Raw genomic sequence first — 18,755 nt, forward strand, 5'->3', positions numbered from 1 at the left:
CTCTAGTCTTTCTTTTGCAAAATTTGCTGCTTGAACTCGTCGTTAATCTCGTCAGCATATCTGCAGCAGGAGATATACTTCCATCTGTCATTATAATAGAAAGGAAGTATCATGTACATCTGCATTCTTCCCTCATCTCCCGGAATTGCCGAATGGAAGTATTCTACAAGATAATCCCGTTTACACTTATCTACCCGGTCTCTCACCGTTGTCATATCATAGAAGTCCTTGAATTTCTGGCGTTCTTCCGGATATAGATACAGATCCGCGTACATACTGACAGCTTTGATAGCATTCCGCTCAACGTCAGCAACAGGAAGCTGGGCTCCATTTAAAAAAATGTTATCTACAGTTCCATCCTCGTCATAAAGATCAACTCTAAAATACTGTTCCAGAACATGGGCCATGGCCACGTGAATGTTGTCAGCAAGTCGCTGTTCATTTTCTGAAACAGAAAGATTTCGCGGCACTACAACAAAGGCTGCCTTATCTCCTTCTCTTACAATAAATTTAACTTTTGCTATCACTACGTTGCCATTGATTATGACGTCTACATCGCTGATGTGATTTGGATTACTTTCCGCTTTCGCAAAAGCTTTGCGCATTGTTCTTGTCTCAGCAAGTTCGACGCCTGTAGTTCTTTTATTGGCTTCTTCAAATCCATTTATAGAAACAGAATGAAGGAACTCTATATAGGCCTCATTTGCATATATAAACTTCATCTCTTCGCCGTTAAGCTCCATTAAGGCAATCGGCACATCATTACGCACTTCCATATCCTTGGCTTTTAGAGGTGCACTTCCCAGCAAATTCAACTCGCCAATTTCGTGATAGTACTTTTTGTATCTGATATCTTCACATTTTTCAAAAGTAAAATCATCGGGCTTAACAAAATCTTCCAAAGGGGTAGGCTTGCCAAAGAGGTAGCCCTGCATCTTTTCGCAGCCTATTTTCTTAAGAAAGTCATACTGTTCCTGAGTTTCTACGCCTTCTGCCAGAGTGTGCATCCCAAGTTCCTTGGCCATGTTGACTATTGTTGCCAGGATAACCTTTGACTTCTTGTTGTTTTCAAAGGACCTTAAGAAGTTCATATCTATCTTAAGGACATCAAAATCGTATACCTTAAGGTTGTTTAAAGAGCTATAGCCTGCACCAAAGTCATCCATCCAGACCTGGTAGCCGTCATCTCTGAATTTCTTTATCTGCTGTCCCAGGAAATCTTCTCCAGAAGCGATGGCGCTCTCAGTGATTTCTATGTTTAGAAGGTAATTTGGAATATCATACTTTTCCCTGCATTTGTCTATCTCTGATTTTATGTCACATATCTCAAAATCAAGTCTTGAAAGATTGACAGATACAGGCACTACAGCCATGTCATACTCTATATCTTTTTTCAGGTCACGGCATACCTCCTCTATGATGTACATATCAAGCTTGTGGACAAGATGAACTTCTTCCAATACTTCCACAAATATTGCAGGAGATATCATTCCATACTTCGGATCTATCCATCTTGCCAGAGCCTCGTATCCACATACCTTTCCTGTGAGGGCGCGGACTTCCTTTTGGTAATAAACCTTGAAATACTTCTGTTTAAAAGCGTTTTCGAAGTTATCTATTACATATTGTCTTAGTTCATTTCTCTTTTTCAGGTTGTCATCATAAAAATTAATGTCTTTGTCGTATAACCTGATAATGTCATCACAGGCTATCTTGGCCCTGTCTACCATAACAACCGGGTCAGACTCGTCTCCTGTTGAAAGATATATGCCTGCTTTTATGCGCATCTTAAGGCCCTTCTCATGAATGTGAGAAGCTTCCTGTATTAGCTTTATCTTTTTTAGTAAGGATTCTTCCTCCATGGAATGGGCGAGGATGATAAACTGGTCACCGCCAGCTCTTGCGATCAGATCATTATCAAAAACCTTCTGGATTTCCTGGGCGATACCCTTTAGAAATTCATTTCCTCCAGCAAAGCCGTATTGCTGGTTAAAGGCTTTGAAGTTCATGACGTTTAAATAGATGATAACGGAGTAGGTTTTGCCGCTTATATTTTTGTGCTCAGTAAGAAGGCGCAGGATTCCCTTGAGGTTTAGGAGCCCTGTGAGCTCATCAAATCCATCATTTAATCTGTTAGAAACCTGATTTAGCTCTTCCATTAGTTTACCTATAACTTCGTTATGACCTTTGACCCTATATTCACATATGTATATGATATACGAATTGCTCCATAACTTCGTTATTCTCGCAATTCTACAAATATCACTCTGTGGGAGTAGTACTAAACTCGTGCCTCGTTAAGTACTACTGGCCTCGGAAACCGCTAATTTACTTCGTAAATTGCTTTTTCCTCATATTTGTTCGGGTCGTAAAGTCATACTGCTTTACATGCAAGCATGTACGCATTATGACCTTCGACCCTATATCATATACATTATAGCATGAAGTGAACTTTTATACGTCGAGTAGAGAATTGTTTATCGTAATTTAACAAATGATTTGAGTCGATTGCGGCGGATTTTCAGATACTTCACCTGTGTTGACATATCTTTGGAATATGCTAACGTAAATATTGAAATAAACACGGGTTTTGGCATATCTTTTGCCAAATATATATCCTGGGAGGAGAAATAATGGACTTTTCTGAAATAACTGCCCAGAGCAAGCAGGCCGTAACTGAAATATTAGAAGCTGCCGGTCTTAAAAAGGGCTCTATTTTTGTAGTTGGATGTTCATCCAGCGAAATATTAGGGGATCAGATTGGAACAGCAACAAATCTTGATTCTGCAAATGCTGTTTATGACGGAATAATTCCTGTTATGAAGGACAAGGGCATCTTTGTGGCAGCTCAGTGCTGCGAACACTTAAACCGCGCTCTTGTAGTAGAACGCGCATGCATGGAAAAATATGGATTTGAGCAGGTAAATGCTATTCCTCAGCCAAACCACGCAGGTGGCGCCTTTGCAACTGTATGCTATGAGAGATTTGATGATCCTGTGCTTGTAGAGGACATCAGACAGAAGGCTGATGCAGGAATTGATATCGGCGGAACTATGATTGGTATGCATATGCACAGTGTTGTGGTGCCCCTTAGAATCTCTCTTCGCAAGATTGGCGCCGCTCCTATCATCTGCGCCCGTCACCGCCCTAAGTACGTAGGCGGCCAGAGAGCTATCTATGACGAGAAGCTGATGTGAGGAAGATAGTGCATGAAAAAGCCTGTTTAGGCATTTTCGTGTAAGGTTTCTTTATAACTCAGTCTTGAAGCAATTACATGCAAATGCTATTTTCAAGCTTTTGCATATAACAAGTTTTAAAAGCCTGTCTTCCGAGCATTAAATGAAATACTAAAATTATTAGATTTGCATATAAAGAAGTAGCCTAATGCATGCCTATGCTTACTATACGAAAATTACATTAAGGCCATTTTCATATAAACACGGGAGTCTGACAGCATTATCATATAGATAGAATCTTGCAATAAGTCACGTTTATTGCATTCTTGTACTTGCATCATTTAGTGGTTGATTTTTTATGAAACATATTGTATGTTTTAAGTGTCTGTACAACTGGCGGAAGTGGATAACCACATGGGAGTACGGATAATAATATTGAATGTCGACCGCCTGGGCAACCGCTTTTAGAGGTATGCTCAGGCGGTTTTTGCGTGTGAAGCAGAGTCATGCAGATACAATTGTTTTCATGCTTGCATGAATAAACAATTGTATCTATATGATGAGCAACACGAACGAGAAAACATGAAATGTTTTCGAGTTTGTGTCTGCTTAACACGCAGATCTTAAAGAAAAAGGAGACATATGCAGAATTTAGCAGCAGAAATTAGCAGCACCACTTACCCAGGAAGAGGAATTGTAATTGGCACTACCCCAGATGGCAAATATGCAGCATGTGCATATTTCATCATGGGAAGAAGCGAGAATTCCCGCAACAGAGTATTTGTAGAGGATGGCGAAGGAATCCGCACACAAGCTTTTGATCCATCCAAGATGGAGGATCCAAGCCTTATCATCTACGCTCCAGTAAGAGTTCTTGGAAACTCAACTATCGTTACAAACGGCGATCAGACAGACACAATCTATGATCTTATGTCAGAGGGACAGACCTTTGAACAGTCACTTAGAACAAGAGAGTTTGAACCAGATGCTCCTAACTACACTCCTAGAATTTCAGGAATCATGAACGTTCAGGATGGCAAATATGACTTTGCCATGTCAATCTTAAAGAGCAATCACGGTGATCCATCATCCTGCCAGCGATTCACATACACTTACGAAAATCCAAAGGCTGGAGAAGGATATTTCATCCACACATACATGAAGGATGGAAACCCACTTCCAAGCTATGAAGGAGAACCTACACTTGTAAATATCGAGGGTGACCTTGACAGCTTCACAAACACTGTATGGAATGCCTTAAATGCTGATAATAAGGTATCTCTTTTCACAAGATATATCGAGATTACAACAGGCAAATACGAGAGCAGGATCATCAACAAGAACGCATAAGGAGTAAAAACAATGAATGAGATTCAGTTAAAATATGGATGTAACCCTAATCAGAAGCCATCAAGAGTATACATGGAAAACGGCGCAGATCTTCCTATCGAGGTTCTCAACGGAAGACCTGGATATATCAATCTTCTTGACGCATTAAATGGCTGGCAGCTTGTGTCAGAGCTCAAGAAGGCAACCGGACTTCCAGCCGCTACCTCTTTTAAACACGTATCACCAGCAGGCGCTGCTGTAGGTCTTCCTCTTACAGAGATTGAGAAAAAGATCTACTGGGTTGAGGATCTTGGTGAACTTAGCCCACTTGCAAATGCATATGCAAGGGCCCGCGGCGCAGACAGAATGTCATCTTTTGGTGATTTCATCTCCCTTTCTGATGTCTGCGATGCTGATACAGCAAGACTTGTAAAAAGAGAAGTCTCAGACGGAATCATAGCTCCAGGCTACACCGATGAAGCTCTTGAAATCCTCAAGGCTAAAAAGAACGGCAACTACGCTGTAATCAAGATTGATGAAAACTATGTTCCAGATGCTATTGAAAAGAAACAGGTATTTGGAATCACATTTGAACAGGGCCATAACTTCATTGAGATTGGTGATGAAATGTTTGAGAACATTGTTACTGACAACAAGGACCTTCCAGAGTCAGCAATCATCGACCTTAAGATAGCTCTTATCACTCTCAAGTACACACAGTCAAACTCTGTTTGCTACGTTAAGGGCGGACAGGCAATCGGTATCGGAGCTGGCCAGCAGAGCCGTATCCACTGCACAAGACTTGCTGGTTCAAAGGCTGACAACTGGTTCCTTCGTCAGGCTCCACAGGTTCTGAACCTTCCATTCCTTGATAGTATCAAGAGACCAGACAGAGACAACGCTATAGACCTTTACATCGGTGCTGATTACATGGATGTTCTTGCTGATGGTAAGTGGGAACACATCTTCAAGGAGAAGCCTGCAGTATTTACAGAGGCCGAAAAGAGAGCATGGCTTGACAAGAACACTGATGTTGCCCTTGGCTCAGATGCTTTCTTCCCATTCGGAGACAACATCGAGCGCGCTTACAAGAGCGGTGTTAAGTATGTTGCTCAGCCTGGCGGATCAGTTCGTGACGACAATGTTATCGAAGCAGCAAACAGCCATGACATGGTAATGGCCTTTACCGGACTTAGATTATTCCACCACTAAAACTCAAACAGCAGCAAATGCCTCATTTCGACCTTGCTCAGAGAAATCGGCATTTGCTGCTTTTTTTCGTTCTGAAAATCATCATCCTCGGTCCGAGAACTAAAAATATCTCTGCCCAAAGACAAGCTAATATGCTATAATGGAAACGTTTCCGGAACTTATTTTTTGCACCGCTACTATCCATCATACAGATATGCTTGTATTACTTACATTACTTGCATTATTGTTATCAGAAATTATAAGGCTTACAATTATTTATATAGGCTTAGGTATGTAGCAATAAGTGACTTCTTGTGGGCAAAAGCGGAATATGCCCATAAGAAGTCTGCAGGATATGTTCCGAGGTTTCTCAAATTTATACGGAGGATGATATTATGCCAGCATGGTTAAAAGATGCAGTATTCTATGAAATTTACCCACAGTCATTTAAGGATACAAATAACGATGGTATCGGTGACATAAACGGTATCATTGAAAAGCTTGATTATGTTAAGGAGCTGGGCTGTAATGCCCTTTGGATCAATCCTATCTATGACTCTCCTTTTAAGGACGGAGGCTATGATGTAAGGGATTATAAGAAGGTTGCACCTAGATATGGCACCAATGAAGATCTCTACAGACTTTTTGGAGAGGCGCACAAAAAGGGGATTCATGTTCTTCTTGATCTTGTTCCAGGCCATACATCAGAGGAGCATCCATGGTTTTTAGAAAGTAAAAAAGCTGAACGCAATGAGTATTCTGACAGATATGTGTGGACAAACTGCTGGTTTTATGGAATAAACGGCCACCCTTATGTCGGAGGGGAAGCAGACAGAGATGGCACCTACATGCTCAATTTCTTTAAGTGCCAGCCTGCTCTTAACTATGGTTTCCTCAACAAGACTCAGGACTGGCAGCTTTCTCCAGATGATCCGGCATGTATAGCCACAAGAGAAGCTATGAAGGATGTTATGCGTTTCTGGCTAGATCACGGATGCGATGGTTTCCGCGTAGATATGGCGGATTCTCTGGTAAAAGATGACGATGAGAACAAGTCAGCTACTGGCAAGATCTGGAAGAATATCAGAGAGATGCTAGATAAGGAATATCCAGAGGCAGCAATTGTTTCTGAGTGGTGCAATCCTCAGCAGGCCCTTAAAAGCGGCTTCCATGCTGACTTTTACCTTGATCACCAGGGAAATGGCTATAATACTCTTCTTCGCGATTACGAAACTCCAGGTGGAGATCACTCTTTCCTTAAAAAAGATGGAAATGGCGATATTATGCGTTTTCTTTTGGATTATCTTCCAAAGTATGATGCAACCAGGGAAGATGGCTACATTAGCTTTATCACCTGCAACCATGACACCCCAAGAGCCCGCAGAACTTTGGAATTAGATGAACTTAAACTTGCATGGGCGCTTTTCCTGACACTTCCAGGTGTACCATTTATCTACTATGGCGACGAGATCGGTATGCGCTATTTCGAGCTTCCAACCAAGGAAGGCGGCTACACAAGAACAGGAACAAGAACTCCAATGCAGTGGACAAATGGCAAGAACAAGGGCTTTTCAGAAGCTTCAAGCGATATGCTCTACCTTCCTGTTGATGAGTCAGAGGATGCACCAACCGTAGAAAACCAGGCTCAGGATTCTTCTTCTCTTTACAATACAGTTAAGGCTCTTACTGCCCTGCGCCACAAATATGCTGATCTTCAGGCCGATGGTTCCTTTGAAGTCATCTACGCAGAAAAAGAGCAGTTTCCCTTTGTGTACAGGCGCGGAAACCTGCTCATTGCCATAAATCCGTCAGGAAATAAGGCAAACGCAACTCTCTCAGATAAAGCCTTTGTAAAAGAAAAAGATTCTTCCGGCAGTCACTGCGCGTTTAATGAAGTATACTCCATAGGTGGTTGCCAGATTAGTGGAAATTCCCTTACAATTAATCCACAGGCATTTGCAGTGTTTGAACTTAAATAAAATTGGTCAATACGCGAGTTGGGGAGTAGCCATATGTTCAGAATAAAGAAATTTAGAGTTATCATAGGTTTTCTATTATCCATAATTCTGTTTTTCTCGATGCCTCAATTTTTTGAGGCTGTTTCTGAACATGGCTACTCTCTTTTTATTGCATCAAAGGTATCTGCCGCTTCAGGCAAAAAGACAGAAACTCAGCTGACCGCCAGCTCTTTTGCTAAATCTATGAATGTTGGCTGGAATCTTGGAAATTCCCTGGACTCTCACTATCAGGAACCCACAGGGGATGCGAACCTTGGTCAGGAGACGATCTGGGGGCAGCCCAAGATCACCAAAGAGCAGATCGGCTATGTAAAGAGCCTTGGCTTTGACACCATAAGGGTTCCTGTGTCCTGGTACTATCACACCTATACTGATGCAAACGGAAATCTTCGCGTTCACCCGGACTGGCTTAAGAGGGTAAAAGAGGTAGTGGGCTACTGTTTATCCAATGACATGTATGTCATTTTAGATTCTCACCATGATGGGAAGATTTTCCACGCAGGGGTCAGTGCCTCTGAGTTTGACAAAATAAAAGCTGATGTCACTTCTATATGGAGCGACATTTCAATGTACTTTGCAGATACTGACACAAGAGTCATGTTTGAAGCCTTTAATGAGCCTGACAACTACGAGAAATACTGGCAATTTGGTAAAAAGGCTGCATCTCAGATAAATGAGCTCAATCAGCTCTTTGTAAATGTAGTAAGAAGTACAGGAGGCTATAACAGTGAGAGAATCCTTGTTCTTCCGACACTCCTTGATGGAAATGGAGAAAAATTTCTTGATGCCTTTGTGCTTCCCAAGGACACAGTACCTGACAGGCTTATGGCCACAGTGCACTTCTATCCTCAGTTTTTTGACCAGGGAGTTGAGCCTGTCTTTGCAAGACTTGAGAGTTTTTCAAAAAGAATTGGCGCTCCTGTGATAATAGGCGAATGGGGCACCAAAACAGGCTACAAACCTTCTTCCCTTAGAAGTGTTCACGCAGGAAATTATGTAGCAAGAGCCAAGGCCCACGGACTTAATTGCATTTATTGGGATAATGGCAGCGATTTTGCCATCATAGACAGAAAGAAACTGACCTGCAGCCAGGCAATGATAGATGCCATAATGCATCCTGCTGCCTTTACTTCAAGCGAAGGAGAAACTTTCTCTGAGTGGAAGGATTTTCTTTTTATGACTGTCGATCAAAGTAGCGGCGCACTCAAGGAAGACCCCAACTGGGGCACGCTGGTATGTAGCCGAGATGGTACAGGTCTTGTGTCTATTCCGGAGGGCGCAAGCACAATGTCCCTGCAGCTATTGTGCTATGGTGACATGAATACGCATGCCTTCCACTATGTTTATTTCTTTGACAAAAACAAAGGACTTGTTGGAAATAAGAACAGTTGGGACGGTTTTACAGATAGCATGATAGATATTCCTGAGGGAGCTGTAAGTGTCAGGATCGGCATAAATAGTTCCACTAGAAAGACCAAGAAAAAAGAGTACCAGGAGGCTATAAAGAAAAAGACTCTGGTACCCATTGTGAAGTTCTACTAAAGTCCAATAAATAATAATCTATACATTCCCAGGGTAAACGTAGTTTAGCTTCTCCCTGGCAACATCCACCAGTTCATAGATAAGGCGAACTGAAGTGGCATCTCTGTCCATCATTTTAAAGCGGGGGAAGAACCTTGAAATGTGAAGGGGGATGTTCTGCCCTATTGTCTGTCCGTCTTTGTCTGTTAGCCCTGCAATCCAGCTGCTAAGCTCTCTCATCTCCTTGGGAGTATCATTTTCTCCAGGAACTATCAGAGTTGTAAGCTCAACATGGCAGTGCCTTACAGCTTCTTTTATAAAATCCATCACCATATACCTGTTGCCACCAAGGATATCCCGGTAGTAGGTATCTGTAAATCCCTTTAGATCTATGTTCATGGCATCGATATAGGGGATTATCTCATCTAAAACTTCAAGACTTGCCATTCCATTAGAAACAAGCACGTTGACCATGCCCTTTTCATGAACCAGTTTTGCGCAGTCACGGACAAATTCATAGCACACGAGAGGCTCATTGTAGGTGTAGGCAACTCCGATATTTCCTTCTTTTTTATGGCTAAAAGCAATCTGAGCAATATCTTCCGGCGTATATTCGTCAGCTCTTTTTCCAAAGGCGTAAGCCTCTTCTGACCAGGAAATCTCATAGTTCTGGCAGAATGGACAGCGCAGATTGCAGCCAAAGCTTCCGATTGAAAGGATTCTGCTGCCTGGCATGAATCTGGAAAGAGGCTTTTTCTCTATGGGGTCCATGGCCATGCTGGTAATTTTCCCATAATTAATAGGGGTTACCTTGCCATCTTTGGTTTGTCTGACGCCGCAGAACCCAAATTTACCTTCCGCTATTTCGCATCTTCTGTAACACACTCTGCAACTTGCCATGGCTGCATCTCCAAATAGTCTTAATATAAGCGCTTGTCATCGCCTCTTCAGCAAATCTACCCCATCAAGAATTGCCTCGATAAGATTATCCTCAGTATCATATACAAGTTTCAGGGAAAAGAACTTATGGCTCTCGGAGAGCTTACGTAAAAAGATCTTGTCGCCTTCCCAGAGGTTTAAGTCATATATTTTATCCTTGGGCACCCACTCTAGCTTGCCCTCATCGCACTCTTTTGGTTCTCCATCTGGTGCTGTAGCTGTAAAAAGAGACATGAGCTCATAGTCACCTTTTCGTGACACGAATGTCACAAGCGCCCTGAATTCAAGATCAGAAAGAGGAATATCATATCCTGTCTCTTCAAAGATTTCTCTTTTTATGCACTCCTCAGGGCATTCCTCGTCCTCAAGATGGCCTCCAACGCCAATCCACTTGTCTTTATTTATGTCGTTCTTTTTGCTGACTCTGTGGAGCATGAGATAATTATTGTCACGCTCCAGGTAGCATAGTGTTGTCAGGCCTTGTCTTCTCATTATGTCATTCCTTCCGCGAACTTCTACTGATCTTTAAAATGTCTGTAAGTATATCCTTGGTGATCTCCATGTCATTTTCGCAGTCTCTGCTGATCTCAATGCTGGACTGGGCAGATGCTGCAACCTCTTCAGAAGTCGCTGAAAGATTGCTGATAGCATCCATTACCTGAGTGTTGGCATCTACGCAGGATTCAACGTTATCAGAAATCTTGCCTGCTCTGGAAGTAAGGTCAGATACTTTGCTTAGGATTTCCTCAAATTTTTCTCCTGTCTCTGCAATGATTTCGCCCTGCTCATTTGCAGAGTCTACACTCTTTTGCATATTAGCAGATGCTGTGTTTACCTTACCTATAAGGTCATCTATGGTAGATGCTATCTGCTCTGCGGATTCCTTGGTATGTTCTGAAAGAGCTCTTATCTCATCGGCAACAACTGCAAAGCCTTTGCCGGCATCGCCAGCTCTTGCGGCTTCTATAGAAGCGTTAAGGGCAAGAAGGTTTGTCTGGCCGGAAATACTAAGGATTGTATCCACTATCTCTTTTACCGTGCCAGCTGACTGCTGAAGGTTAGAAGTCATATCCGCTGTCTCAGCATTGATTTCAGAGGATTCATGGGACTTCTTCGTAAGGTCTTTTACCAGATTGTTACCTTCCGTTATGTTCTCTGTAACTTCATCTGCGTTTCGGCGCATAGCCCTGGACTGGTGGGCAATATCCTCAAGTGACTTGGTGATATTGGAATTCATCTCAGTCTGGGTTTGGATAGCCTCTGCAGTATGGGTGATAGCCTTGGATATCTCCTGTGAAGACTCCGCGCTTGATATGACTTTCTCAGAAAGGGATTCCATGGCATCGTTGGCTTCTTCAAGCTTCTCACCAATCTGAATGCCAATGTTCTTTATGACTTCTGCATCCTTCTCCTGCTGAACCGCATGTTCTTCAATTTCATCAACTACTTCTTTATTCTGCTTCTTGCTAAGTCTGGCGTAAAAGATTGCCATAAGTGAGAGCAAAACTGCAAAGATAGCATCTGTCAGCACCGCGATATGCCTGTCTGCAACTTCAACTGAGTATGCGTAAAAGAGAGGAATATACAGAATATTGACAGCCACCACAAAAACTGATGTTGCCAAAGTCAAAACCGGATCTGCATAGAGAAGAACCAGGATCAAAAGAGATGGTCCAAAGGCCCACATATAGGTAATGTGCACAGATCCCAGCATTACTACCAGATAGCTCCCTGCAAGGCACCCCATTAGCAGGTACTTGCCCCTTGTACGCTTACTGTACATTACAAAGCTCACGATGGAAGCAATAAAGATCAGCACCTGCAAAACAGACATTGAGACTGTATTCATAAATCCCACTCTCTGGGACTGATAGGCGACTGTTGCTATCAGCTCAAAGACCTGAATTATACAGGCAAATTTAAAGGCCAGAAGGTTACTCTCATAAATTTGTTTCTCCTGTAGACTCATAGTATCCCTCCATTATGATAAAAAAAAGTAAATCAAGTACAATATAATTATTTATCATATTTTAAGGATATTCTAATAAACATTGTATAAAATTGATAAAATAACTAAAAAGCGATAATCAACTTCTCTTTCTAAATAATTTCAAGAAATATTTTGAAATTAACATGCATAGCAAAACGGTAATTGCTGTGTTGATAATATATGGTCTTGGCAGGTGAAGGCTCTTTTCCGCAAGGATCAGCACTGTCATAAAGGGCATAGGTGGATAATGCAGCAGCATTATGTCAAAGCTGCGCCTGCCTATGGGCTCAAATACTATCGCCCACTCGAATTCAGCAACGATAAGGCTGATCATCAGAACCATCAGTGTTCCTACGGTTCCTGTCAAAAGAAATAGCGGCGCATTAGGCACATCCAAGGTGTGAAAATTAAACTTCGCATGGAAAAAAAATTCCGACGCTGCAAGAATAATTCCGCACATGATAGCTATAGCAAGCCTTCCCGCATTTTTCAGGTTTTTAAAAAAGGCCCAGTTTCTGCCGATGCACTCTCCCTCTATCAAGAAGAAGACCGTAAGAGGGATCCTGAAAAGAGTTATCAAAAGATATCTGTAGGCAGTATTTTCAGCGCCTGGCAGCATTGCAGATAGCTTTTTAAAAATGACAATAGAAACTAGCGAAATTGCGCCAAAGGCTAGTAGTACCAATACTCTGCTTTTTCTTTTGTCAAAAGAGATTGCTCTTCTGATAAGGTCATAGACAGTGCGGCCTAAAAAAAGCGCCAGCAAAAACCATATGGGTGCTATTCCCCTTCCTGTAATAAAGGCCAGAAAACGCTCAGAAAGTATGCCTGGCAGTTTGTCCATTTTCCCAGGAATCACGCCTCTTACAAGAATTATTGCAAGAAGATATATGAAACTCCAGATGATATAGGGGATAAAGAGCTTTTTTAGGTCGCTTTTAAAGTGGGAAGCAGCTCTTTTACCATATATTCCGTTTGTAAGGCCTGTCAGAGCAAAGAATAGGGGCATGTGGAAAAGATATATCACTCTTGCCACTGCAAATTCCGGCGCAGATTTGCTTGTAAATTCAATATAAAAATGTCCATAAACCACCAGGATGATGCCAATTGCCTTGGCAATATCCAGCTCTTTTAAGTAAGATGCTGATGACCTGGCGGCAGAGTTAACGGTTGTTTCCATAGGCTATTTCCAGCTTTGCAATAAAATCCTCAAGAATATATCTGGAATCAACGTCAGTATAAATCCTGATCCTTGGGTTGTCTTCTTTGACTGCGGAGGAGGTGTCATCAAGAACAAGGGGCGCCACAGCCTCATGATAATGGCCACAGCCCGGATTTATGGCAATTGCGATAGCCGGTGAATCTCCAAGAGACCAGCTCTCGCCCTGAGTCCAGCCAGCTCCCTCTGAATTGTTATAATCTACCATGTTATTAAAGAGATGCTGCCCAATCCTGCCACAGGGAGATATGCGACGCTGGATCTCGGAAAGTCCGATGTTGACTGTGATGTAGACATGGGAGGGTACAAGCCATATATTGGCTCCGCTCTGGAGCACGAAGTTGGCTGCCTCTATATCATTTACTGAGTTAAATTCTGTGAAAGGCGCTGTGCATGGGGCCTCGCCATGGGTTCCAATCCAGATGACGGTTATCTTGTCCTTTATCTGAGGCTCAACCTGCAGAGCCTTGGCCACATTGGTTATTGCTCCCTGACACAGGATAAAAAGTGGCTTGTCGTCTTCTCTTTTTGCTTCGTCAATGATAAAGCTAACTGCCTCAGACACTTCCGTATCCTGGCCAAGAGGGCCCTTCTGGCCATGATAAACAGGAACTTCTAAATCCATGGCATCAAGAATAGTCATTATTTCGTCATAGCTCTTTTCCATAGAGCCCGGAACCTTGAAATGTTCAGCAATTATGCCCTTTACAATTAGCTTGGGGCTAAGGAGCGCATGGGCTATAGCAAAGGGGTCATCTGCCTCGCAGGCTGCATCCGTATCCACAATAACTCTTATTTTCTTGTAATCCGGTACATCAAATTCAAATGCCATCTCTTTTCCCTCCAACTAGTGTTTCCAAATACTATCCTATAGCAAAATGGCTAATCCTGACAATCCAGAATTAGCCATTTATAGTTATTTAGCCAGTGCTGAGCATAAAATAAACTACGTAGGAACTAAGTTACAGACATGCCTTGATCTTGTCGATCATCTCACTGTATTCCTCGTCTGTAAGGAATTTCTTCTGAGGATTCATCTCGAATACTCCGCCCCACTCAAACTCGTCCTTGTACTTGGGAACAAGATGCATGTGAAGATGGCAACCTGTATCGCCATATGCGCCATAGTTGACCTTGTCAGGATTAAAGGCCTTGTGAATAGCCTTGGCAGCTCTGTTTACATCTGCAAAAAAAGCATTTCTCTCTTCATCAGAAATATCCACGATCTCACTAACGTGATCCTTGTAAGCTACGATGCATCTGCCAGGATGGCTCTGCTCCTTAAAAAGAATAAGCTGGCTAACCTCAAGATCACAGATCTTAATACCAAACTTAGCAAGTGGCTCTCCGCCAACACAATATCCGCAATTGTTATCTTTTACCATGATTCCTCCTAAATATAACCTGGCTGGATTCACTTGAATTATCGTACTGACACGTGCAAAATAGCCGGGTTCTTTTGTTCATTGTAACATGTTTTTTAGGCCTATGTGCTATCTGAAAGCAGATGTGCAACCATTTCCATATTTCTGATTATTTTCGCTTAGCCGGATTCCTCTATGATTTCCAGCTCGTCCGCTGTCACTCTGCACAGATAGAATACCACTTCAACTCCTGCTGCCCTGGCCTCAATAAAGGCCTTGGTAAACTCAGGATCTGTCTCCGTGTTGGGTCTGACCTCTCTGATGCCCTCTCCCTGGATTACAAAGGCAATCCTGGCATGGTACCCTTCTCTTTTGGCATCTATTAGTTCTCTTAGGTGCTTGGCTCCGCGCTCTGTTGGTGCATCAGGAAAATAGCCTACGCCATCCCTGAACAAAGTGCAGCCCTTGACTTCCATGAGGTATTTCTCGGATTTTTTTTCCATATAAAAGTCTACTCTTGATTTGCCATACTTATACTCAGGTTTAATGTATGAGTATTGTTTCTGACTCATAAGAAACTCTTTTACCACCTGGTTAGGTGCCTGGGAATCAATGTTGATTATCCGGCCGTCCTTCTCAACTGCCACCAGGTCATAGGGAGTCTTCCTCTCTGGATTTGCAGCCTTTTCAAGATACACCGTGCAGCCCGGGATCAGAAGTTCCTTGCACCTTCCTGTGTTCTTGACATGGACAACAAGTTCATCACCCAAAACTTCAACGTGAGCAATGAACCTATTTGGCCTTTTTATGAACTTTGCCTTAGTAATATTCTTATATTTCATATTCAGTGTATTATAGGCGCGACAACTTAGCTATCAGTTGCATAATAGCATGGCAGAAAAATACTGACAAGTTACTTTATTTGACGTGCGTCAAATAAAATTATATAATTACTGTAGATTATTTGACGAACGTCAAATATTTTATCATTTATATCAAGTTGGAATTAGGGTGATCACATGGCAACTATAATAAAAGAAAAACAGGACCTAACCTATCTTAATTGGTCACACATACGCTCATCCAGTGGAACAGCCGGCACTTTTTTAAAGTCCACATCTACCCTTGGAGGAGTGAAAAAATACTATAAGCTCTCAAATTATGATCCAGCCAGAGGTATTATTGGACATGAATGCATTAATGAAATAATAGTAGACAGGCTTCTTACAATTCTAGGCGTTGACCATTTGAGATATGAGCTTATTAATGCTGAGATAGAAATTGAAAACAGAAAATATACCACCTATCTATGCGCTTCGCAGGATTTCAAAAAACGCGGTGAGAGCAAGATTGCCTTAGATGACTACTATAGGGAAAATTGCATTCCTTTAGAATCTCATTATGATTTTTGTAAGCGCATGGGCTGGCAGACTTATATCGATCAGATGATAGTAATTGATTACCTCATTCTTAATAGAGACAGACATGGAGCAAATATAGAAATACTCAGAAACTCCCGAGCTCATACCTTGCGTATTGCTCCCCTGTTTGACCATGGCATATCTTTGTTATATTCGTGTGACTCAGATGATAGTGCTACCTCTTTTGATATTTTAGCTGATAAAAAATGCAATAACTTCATCGGCAGCTTCTCATGCATGGATAATTTAGCTCTTTTACCAAAAAACAAGTTATTTGCTGGTAAACTTAAAGCTCAGCATAAAGAGGAAATATTTGACGGATTAGAGACTATTCTCTCTCAAGTTTTCATAGACAGAATCTGGGAAATGATATACGAAAGGTACATGATTTATGAGAATTTATGATATTTATGATGAAGAAAATGGAATGTCTGTAGGTACTCTTCTGTATTATGACAAGGAGAAGGCCTTCCTTATTGAACTCCCAGAATATCTGGACGAATGGTCCGCTCCACTTCTATTCACAAATCTTGTCAAAAGAAATATCTTTTCCATTTCAAGACAGCTGAGCCTAACCTGGGTAAGAGAAAGGATCATTCCGAGTGGCCGCCAGAATATCGGCAGTATTCTTTCAACGCACAAATTGAAATCCTATGATGAGATGAAGTTCCTGGAATTATCTGATGGTCGCTGCTCACAGGATTCTTACTGCATCAGGAAAATTGATGAATTACCAATATATGTTGAAGAACGCATGAAGCATAATCTGGTTGATTGCCTTCCATTGGACGGCCACAGTATACTGTGCTTTTTTGCAGATGATTCCACAAAAAAAGTATCCCTAAACAAGTTAAAAGATATTGCTGGTGTGGATAAGATTCTCAAAAATGATGTTCTCTTCGCATCCTGTTCTCTAGGCACTGACGGTTTCTATATCACTTTCGACGACGCTTACGATATTCCCGCTTGGGCATTATACCAAAAAGGGCGCTCCATCCCGCTAAAATACCAGGATTTCACGTCCTTTGCCAGATACAATATCTTAGACACCACAGACAGTTGTAATATACTGGAATGCTCCAGGCAAAATCTGTCTTACATAGCTTCAAAAAACCAGCTTGAACCAATAAAGAAAAACGCCAATGGAAACCTTTATCTAAAAAGAGATATCCTAAAAAGCAAGTGGTAATAGGCATTTTCGAGAATTAGTGCTAAGCATGCGAATTCAGACACGAGCGATTTGGTCAATTATGAACGAGTCGCCCGGTGCTCTCTGTCAGCCCAGATAAGCGGCACAAGCGTCATCAGCACGATCATAACTCCCGCAAGGAAAAGAGTATTCGTAGGAAGATATTCTGTGAAGCCGTATTCATCCACAAACTCGCCGCTGTTCTTGATGATAGGGTTTGAAATAAGTGGCGCTACTACCATCGGGATCAGCACATAGAACACAATCCTGATTCCCTCAAAGCTGCCTCTTGCATCCTCAGGATACAGGCGCTTTGACCACACCGTGATGGTCTGCAGAAACAGAATGTAGCCTATTCCCACAAAAAGAACTCCAGCAAGAAGATGAGGATTCCATATGGTAGCAGTGTTCACATTCTCAGGTGATACGAAAAGCCCGATGATCAGAAGTCCTATGCTATTAAGTATTATTGCAATTAGGATTATCAGTGATGACCTGTCTGCCCTGATCAGCCTTATTGCTGGAATTGTGGAGAACATGGCTATCAAAAGCCCCACTCCCTCTATAAGTCCCATGGTATCTGCAGTAAATCCCAGATAATAGATCATGAAATTTCCCAGATGTGAGAAATATACGTTAAAAGAAACAAAGTAAACCGCCAGCATGAGATTAACCCACACAAGTTCTCTGTGCTGCATGTACTCTTTTACATCAAATATGGAAAAGAACTGCTGAGTAAAGGTTCCCTTTTTAGAAGGCTTAAGTCCTGCTACATCCCGCATTCCAAATAGGGACACTATTCCAAGCAGGATAACAAGGCCGCCCATTACAGCAAAGAGCCTCATGTAGTTATCATCTGCCCCCACAAGAAGTCCGCCCAGCACAGTTCCTGCTATTGTTCCAATAACAGGCTGAACAGCCAGCGACGCTCCCAGTCCCCCAGCGTTGTCTTTTGTCATATGATCGTTGATCCAGGCATTGTAGCCAATGTCGTTACCCATGGATCCAAAAAAGCTCATGATGGCATCCGCAGCAACAACTGCCAGCGCAATCCCGGTAAGGGCTGTCTCATCGCTGTTCCCATGCTTTAAAAACTGCGTCGTTCCAAAGAGAATCGTAAACACGCCCCAGAGGATATATCCAATCGACACCAGACTCCGCCTGTTGCCCATTCTGTCAGAGACGCAGCCAAACAGAAATGTCGAAATTGTGGTTGCCAGCGCCGATATTGCCAGCATCCAGGATATTATGGTCGGATCCTTGGCTATCTTGGCATACACAAAGGTATTAAACCACTGATTTTCCATGTTCCAGCAAAGCTGCCCCGCAAGGCCAAGAAGCCAAACCATGGACCAGAAGGTTAGAGTGCTGGGTTTTGATGTATTGGATTTCATCATT

The 18,755-nt window shown here is 42.2% G+C and carries 16 protein-coding genes and 1 riboswitch; of the genes, 7 read left to right on the forward strand and 9 right to left on the reverse strand.

Annotation, left to right across the window (positions count from 1 at the left end):
- Positions 1-2 precede the first annotated feature (2 nt).
- The gene (locus BLO53_RS10915) at positions 3-2,159 is read right to left on the reverse strand and encodes a bifunctional diguanylate cyclase/phosphodiesterase (protein ID WP_092061387.1); all 2,157 of its coding nucleotides are present in this window, start codon (positions 2,157-2,159) and stop codon (positions 3-5) included.
- Between the two features lie 474 nt (positions 2,160-2,633).
- Here BLO53_RS10915 and BLO53_RS10920 point away from each other — a divergent pair, with 474 nt between their 5' ends.
- From BLO53_RS10920 to BLO53_RS10940, 5 genes are all read left to right on the forward strand, one after another.
- Complete coding sequence (locus tag BLO53_RS10920) at positions 2,634-3,197, forward strand: TIGR01440 family protein (protein ID WP_092061389.1); 564 nt, start codon at positions 2,634-2,636, stop codon at positions 3,195-3,197.
- 358 nt (positions 3,198-3,555) lie between these two features.
- Positions 3,556-3,639, forward strand: a riboswitch (ZMP/ZTP riboswitch).
- A 179-nt stretch (positions 3,640-3,818) separates the two neighbouring features.
- Entirely contained in the window at positions 3,819-4,526 is a 708-nt protein-coding gene (locus BLO53_RS10925) for an IMP cyclohydrolase (RefSeq protein WP_092061391.1), read from the forward strand.
- A 12-nt stretch (positions 4,527-4,538) separates the two neighbouring features.
- Positions 4,539-5,717, forward strand: a complete 1,179-nt coding sequence (locus BLO53_RS10930; RefSeq protein ID WP_092061393.1) for a phosphoribosylaminoimidazolecarboxamide formyltransferase — start codon at positions 4,539-4,541, stop codon at positions 5,715-5,717.
- A 374-nt stretch (positions 5,718-6,091) separates the two neighbouring features.
- Positions 6,092-7,675: an alpha-amylase family glycosyl hydrolase gene (locus BLO53_RS10935; protein ID WP_092061395.1), complete on the forward strand. Its 1,584-nt coding sequence runs from the start codon at positions 6,092-6,094 to the stop codon at positions 7,673-7,675.
- A gap of 33 nt (positions 7,676-7,708) precedes the next feature.
- Entirely contained in the window at positions 7,709-9,256 is a 1,548-nt protein-coding gene (locus BLO53_RS10940; protein WP_092061397.1) for a glycoside hydrolase family 5 protein, read from the forward strand.
- An 18-nt stretch (positions 9,257-9,274) separates the two neighbouring features.
- Here the strand turns inward: BLO53_RS10940 and amrS are convergent, their stop codons facing one another.
- The 7 genes from amrS to sfsA form a co-directional block, all read right to left on the reverse strand.
- On the reverse strand, positions 9,275-10,135 hold the full coding sequence (gene amrS, locus BLO53_RS10945; protein ID WP_092061399.1) for an AmmeMemoRadiSam system radical SAM enzyme: 861 nt from the start codon (positions 10,133-10,135) through the stop codon (positions 9,275-9,277).
- 36 nt (positions 10,136-10,171) lie between these two features.
- Positions 10,172-10,666, reverse strand: coding sequence for an NUDIX hydrolase (locus BLO53_RS10950; protein ID WP_092061400.1), 495 nt, complete (start codon positions 10,664-10,666; stop codon positions 10,172-10,174).
- Positions 10,667-10,670: 4 nt separating this feature from the next.
- A complete protein-coding gene (locus tag BLO53_RS10955; protein WP_092061401.1) occupies positions 10,671-12,143 on the reverse strand; it encodes a methyl-accepting chemotaxis protein in 1,473 nt (490 codons plus the stop codon).
- Positions 12,144-12,261: 118 nt separating this feature from the next.
- Positions 12,262-13,344, reverse strand: a complete 1,083-nt coding sequence (locus BLO53_RS10960) for an acyltransferase family protein (RefSeq protein WP_092061402.1) — start codon at positions 13,342-13,344, stop codon at positions 12,262-12,264.
- On the reverse strand, positions 13,328-14,215 hold the full coding sequence (locus BLO53_RS10965) for a nucleoside hydrolase (RefSeq protein WP_092061403.1): 888 nt from the start codon (positions 14,213-14,215) through the stop codon (positions 13,328-13,330). Before BLO53_RS10965 ends, BLO53_RS10960 begins: the two co-directional genes overlap by 17 nt.
- A 130-nt stretch (positions 14,216-14,345) precedes the next feature.
- Positions 14,346-14,768, reverse strand: coding sequence for an HIT family protein (locus BLO53_RS10970; RefSeq protein ID WP_092061405.1), 423 nt, complete (start codon positions 14,766-14,768; stop codon positions 14,346-14,348).
- A gap of 158 nt (positions 14,769-14,926) precedes the next feature.
- Entirely contained in the window at positions 14,927-15,589 is a 663-nt protein-coding gene (gene sfsA / locus BLO53_RS10975) for a DNA/RNA nuclease SfsA (RefSeq protein ID WP_092061406.1), read from the reverse strand.
- A 291-nt stretch (positions 15,590-15,880) separates the two neighbouring features.
- On the opposite strand from sfsA, the gene BLO53_RS10980 reads away from it, so the two are divergent.
- Positions 15,881-16,573 (forward strand): hypothetical protein, encoded by a 693-nt coding sequence (locus BLO53_RS10980; protein WP_242875365.1) that lies wholly within the window; start codon positions 15,881-15,883, stop codon positions 16,571-16,573.
- Entirely contained in the window at positions 16,560-17,357 is a 798-nt protein-coding gene (locus tag BLO53_RS10985; protein ID WP_092061410.1) for a hypothetical protein, read from the forward strand. The genes BLO53_RS10980 and BLO53_RS10985 overlap by 14 nt, the downstream gene beginning before the upstream one ends.
- A 59-nt stretch (positions 17,358-17,416) precedes the next feature.
- Here the strand turns inward: BLO53_RS10985 and BLO53_RS10990 are convergent, their stop codons facing one another.
- On the reverse strand, positions 17,417-18,754 hold the full coding sequence (locus tag BLO53_RS10990; RefSeq protein ID WP_092061412.1) for an MFS transporter: 1,338 nt from the start codon (positions 18,752-18,754) through the stop codon (positions 17,417-17,419).
- Position 18,755 lies beyond the last annotated feature (1 nt).

It is taken from the genome of Butyrivibrio sp. INlla14 (assembly GCF_900102515.1).
Classification (GTDB): Bacteria; Bacillota; Clostridia; order Lachnospirales; family Lachnospiraceae; genus Butyrivibrio.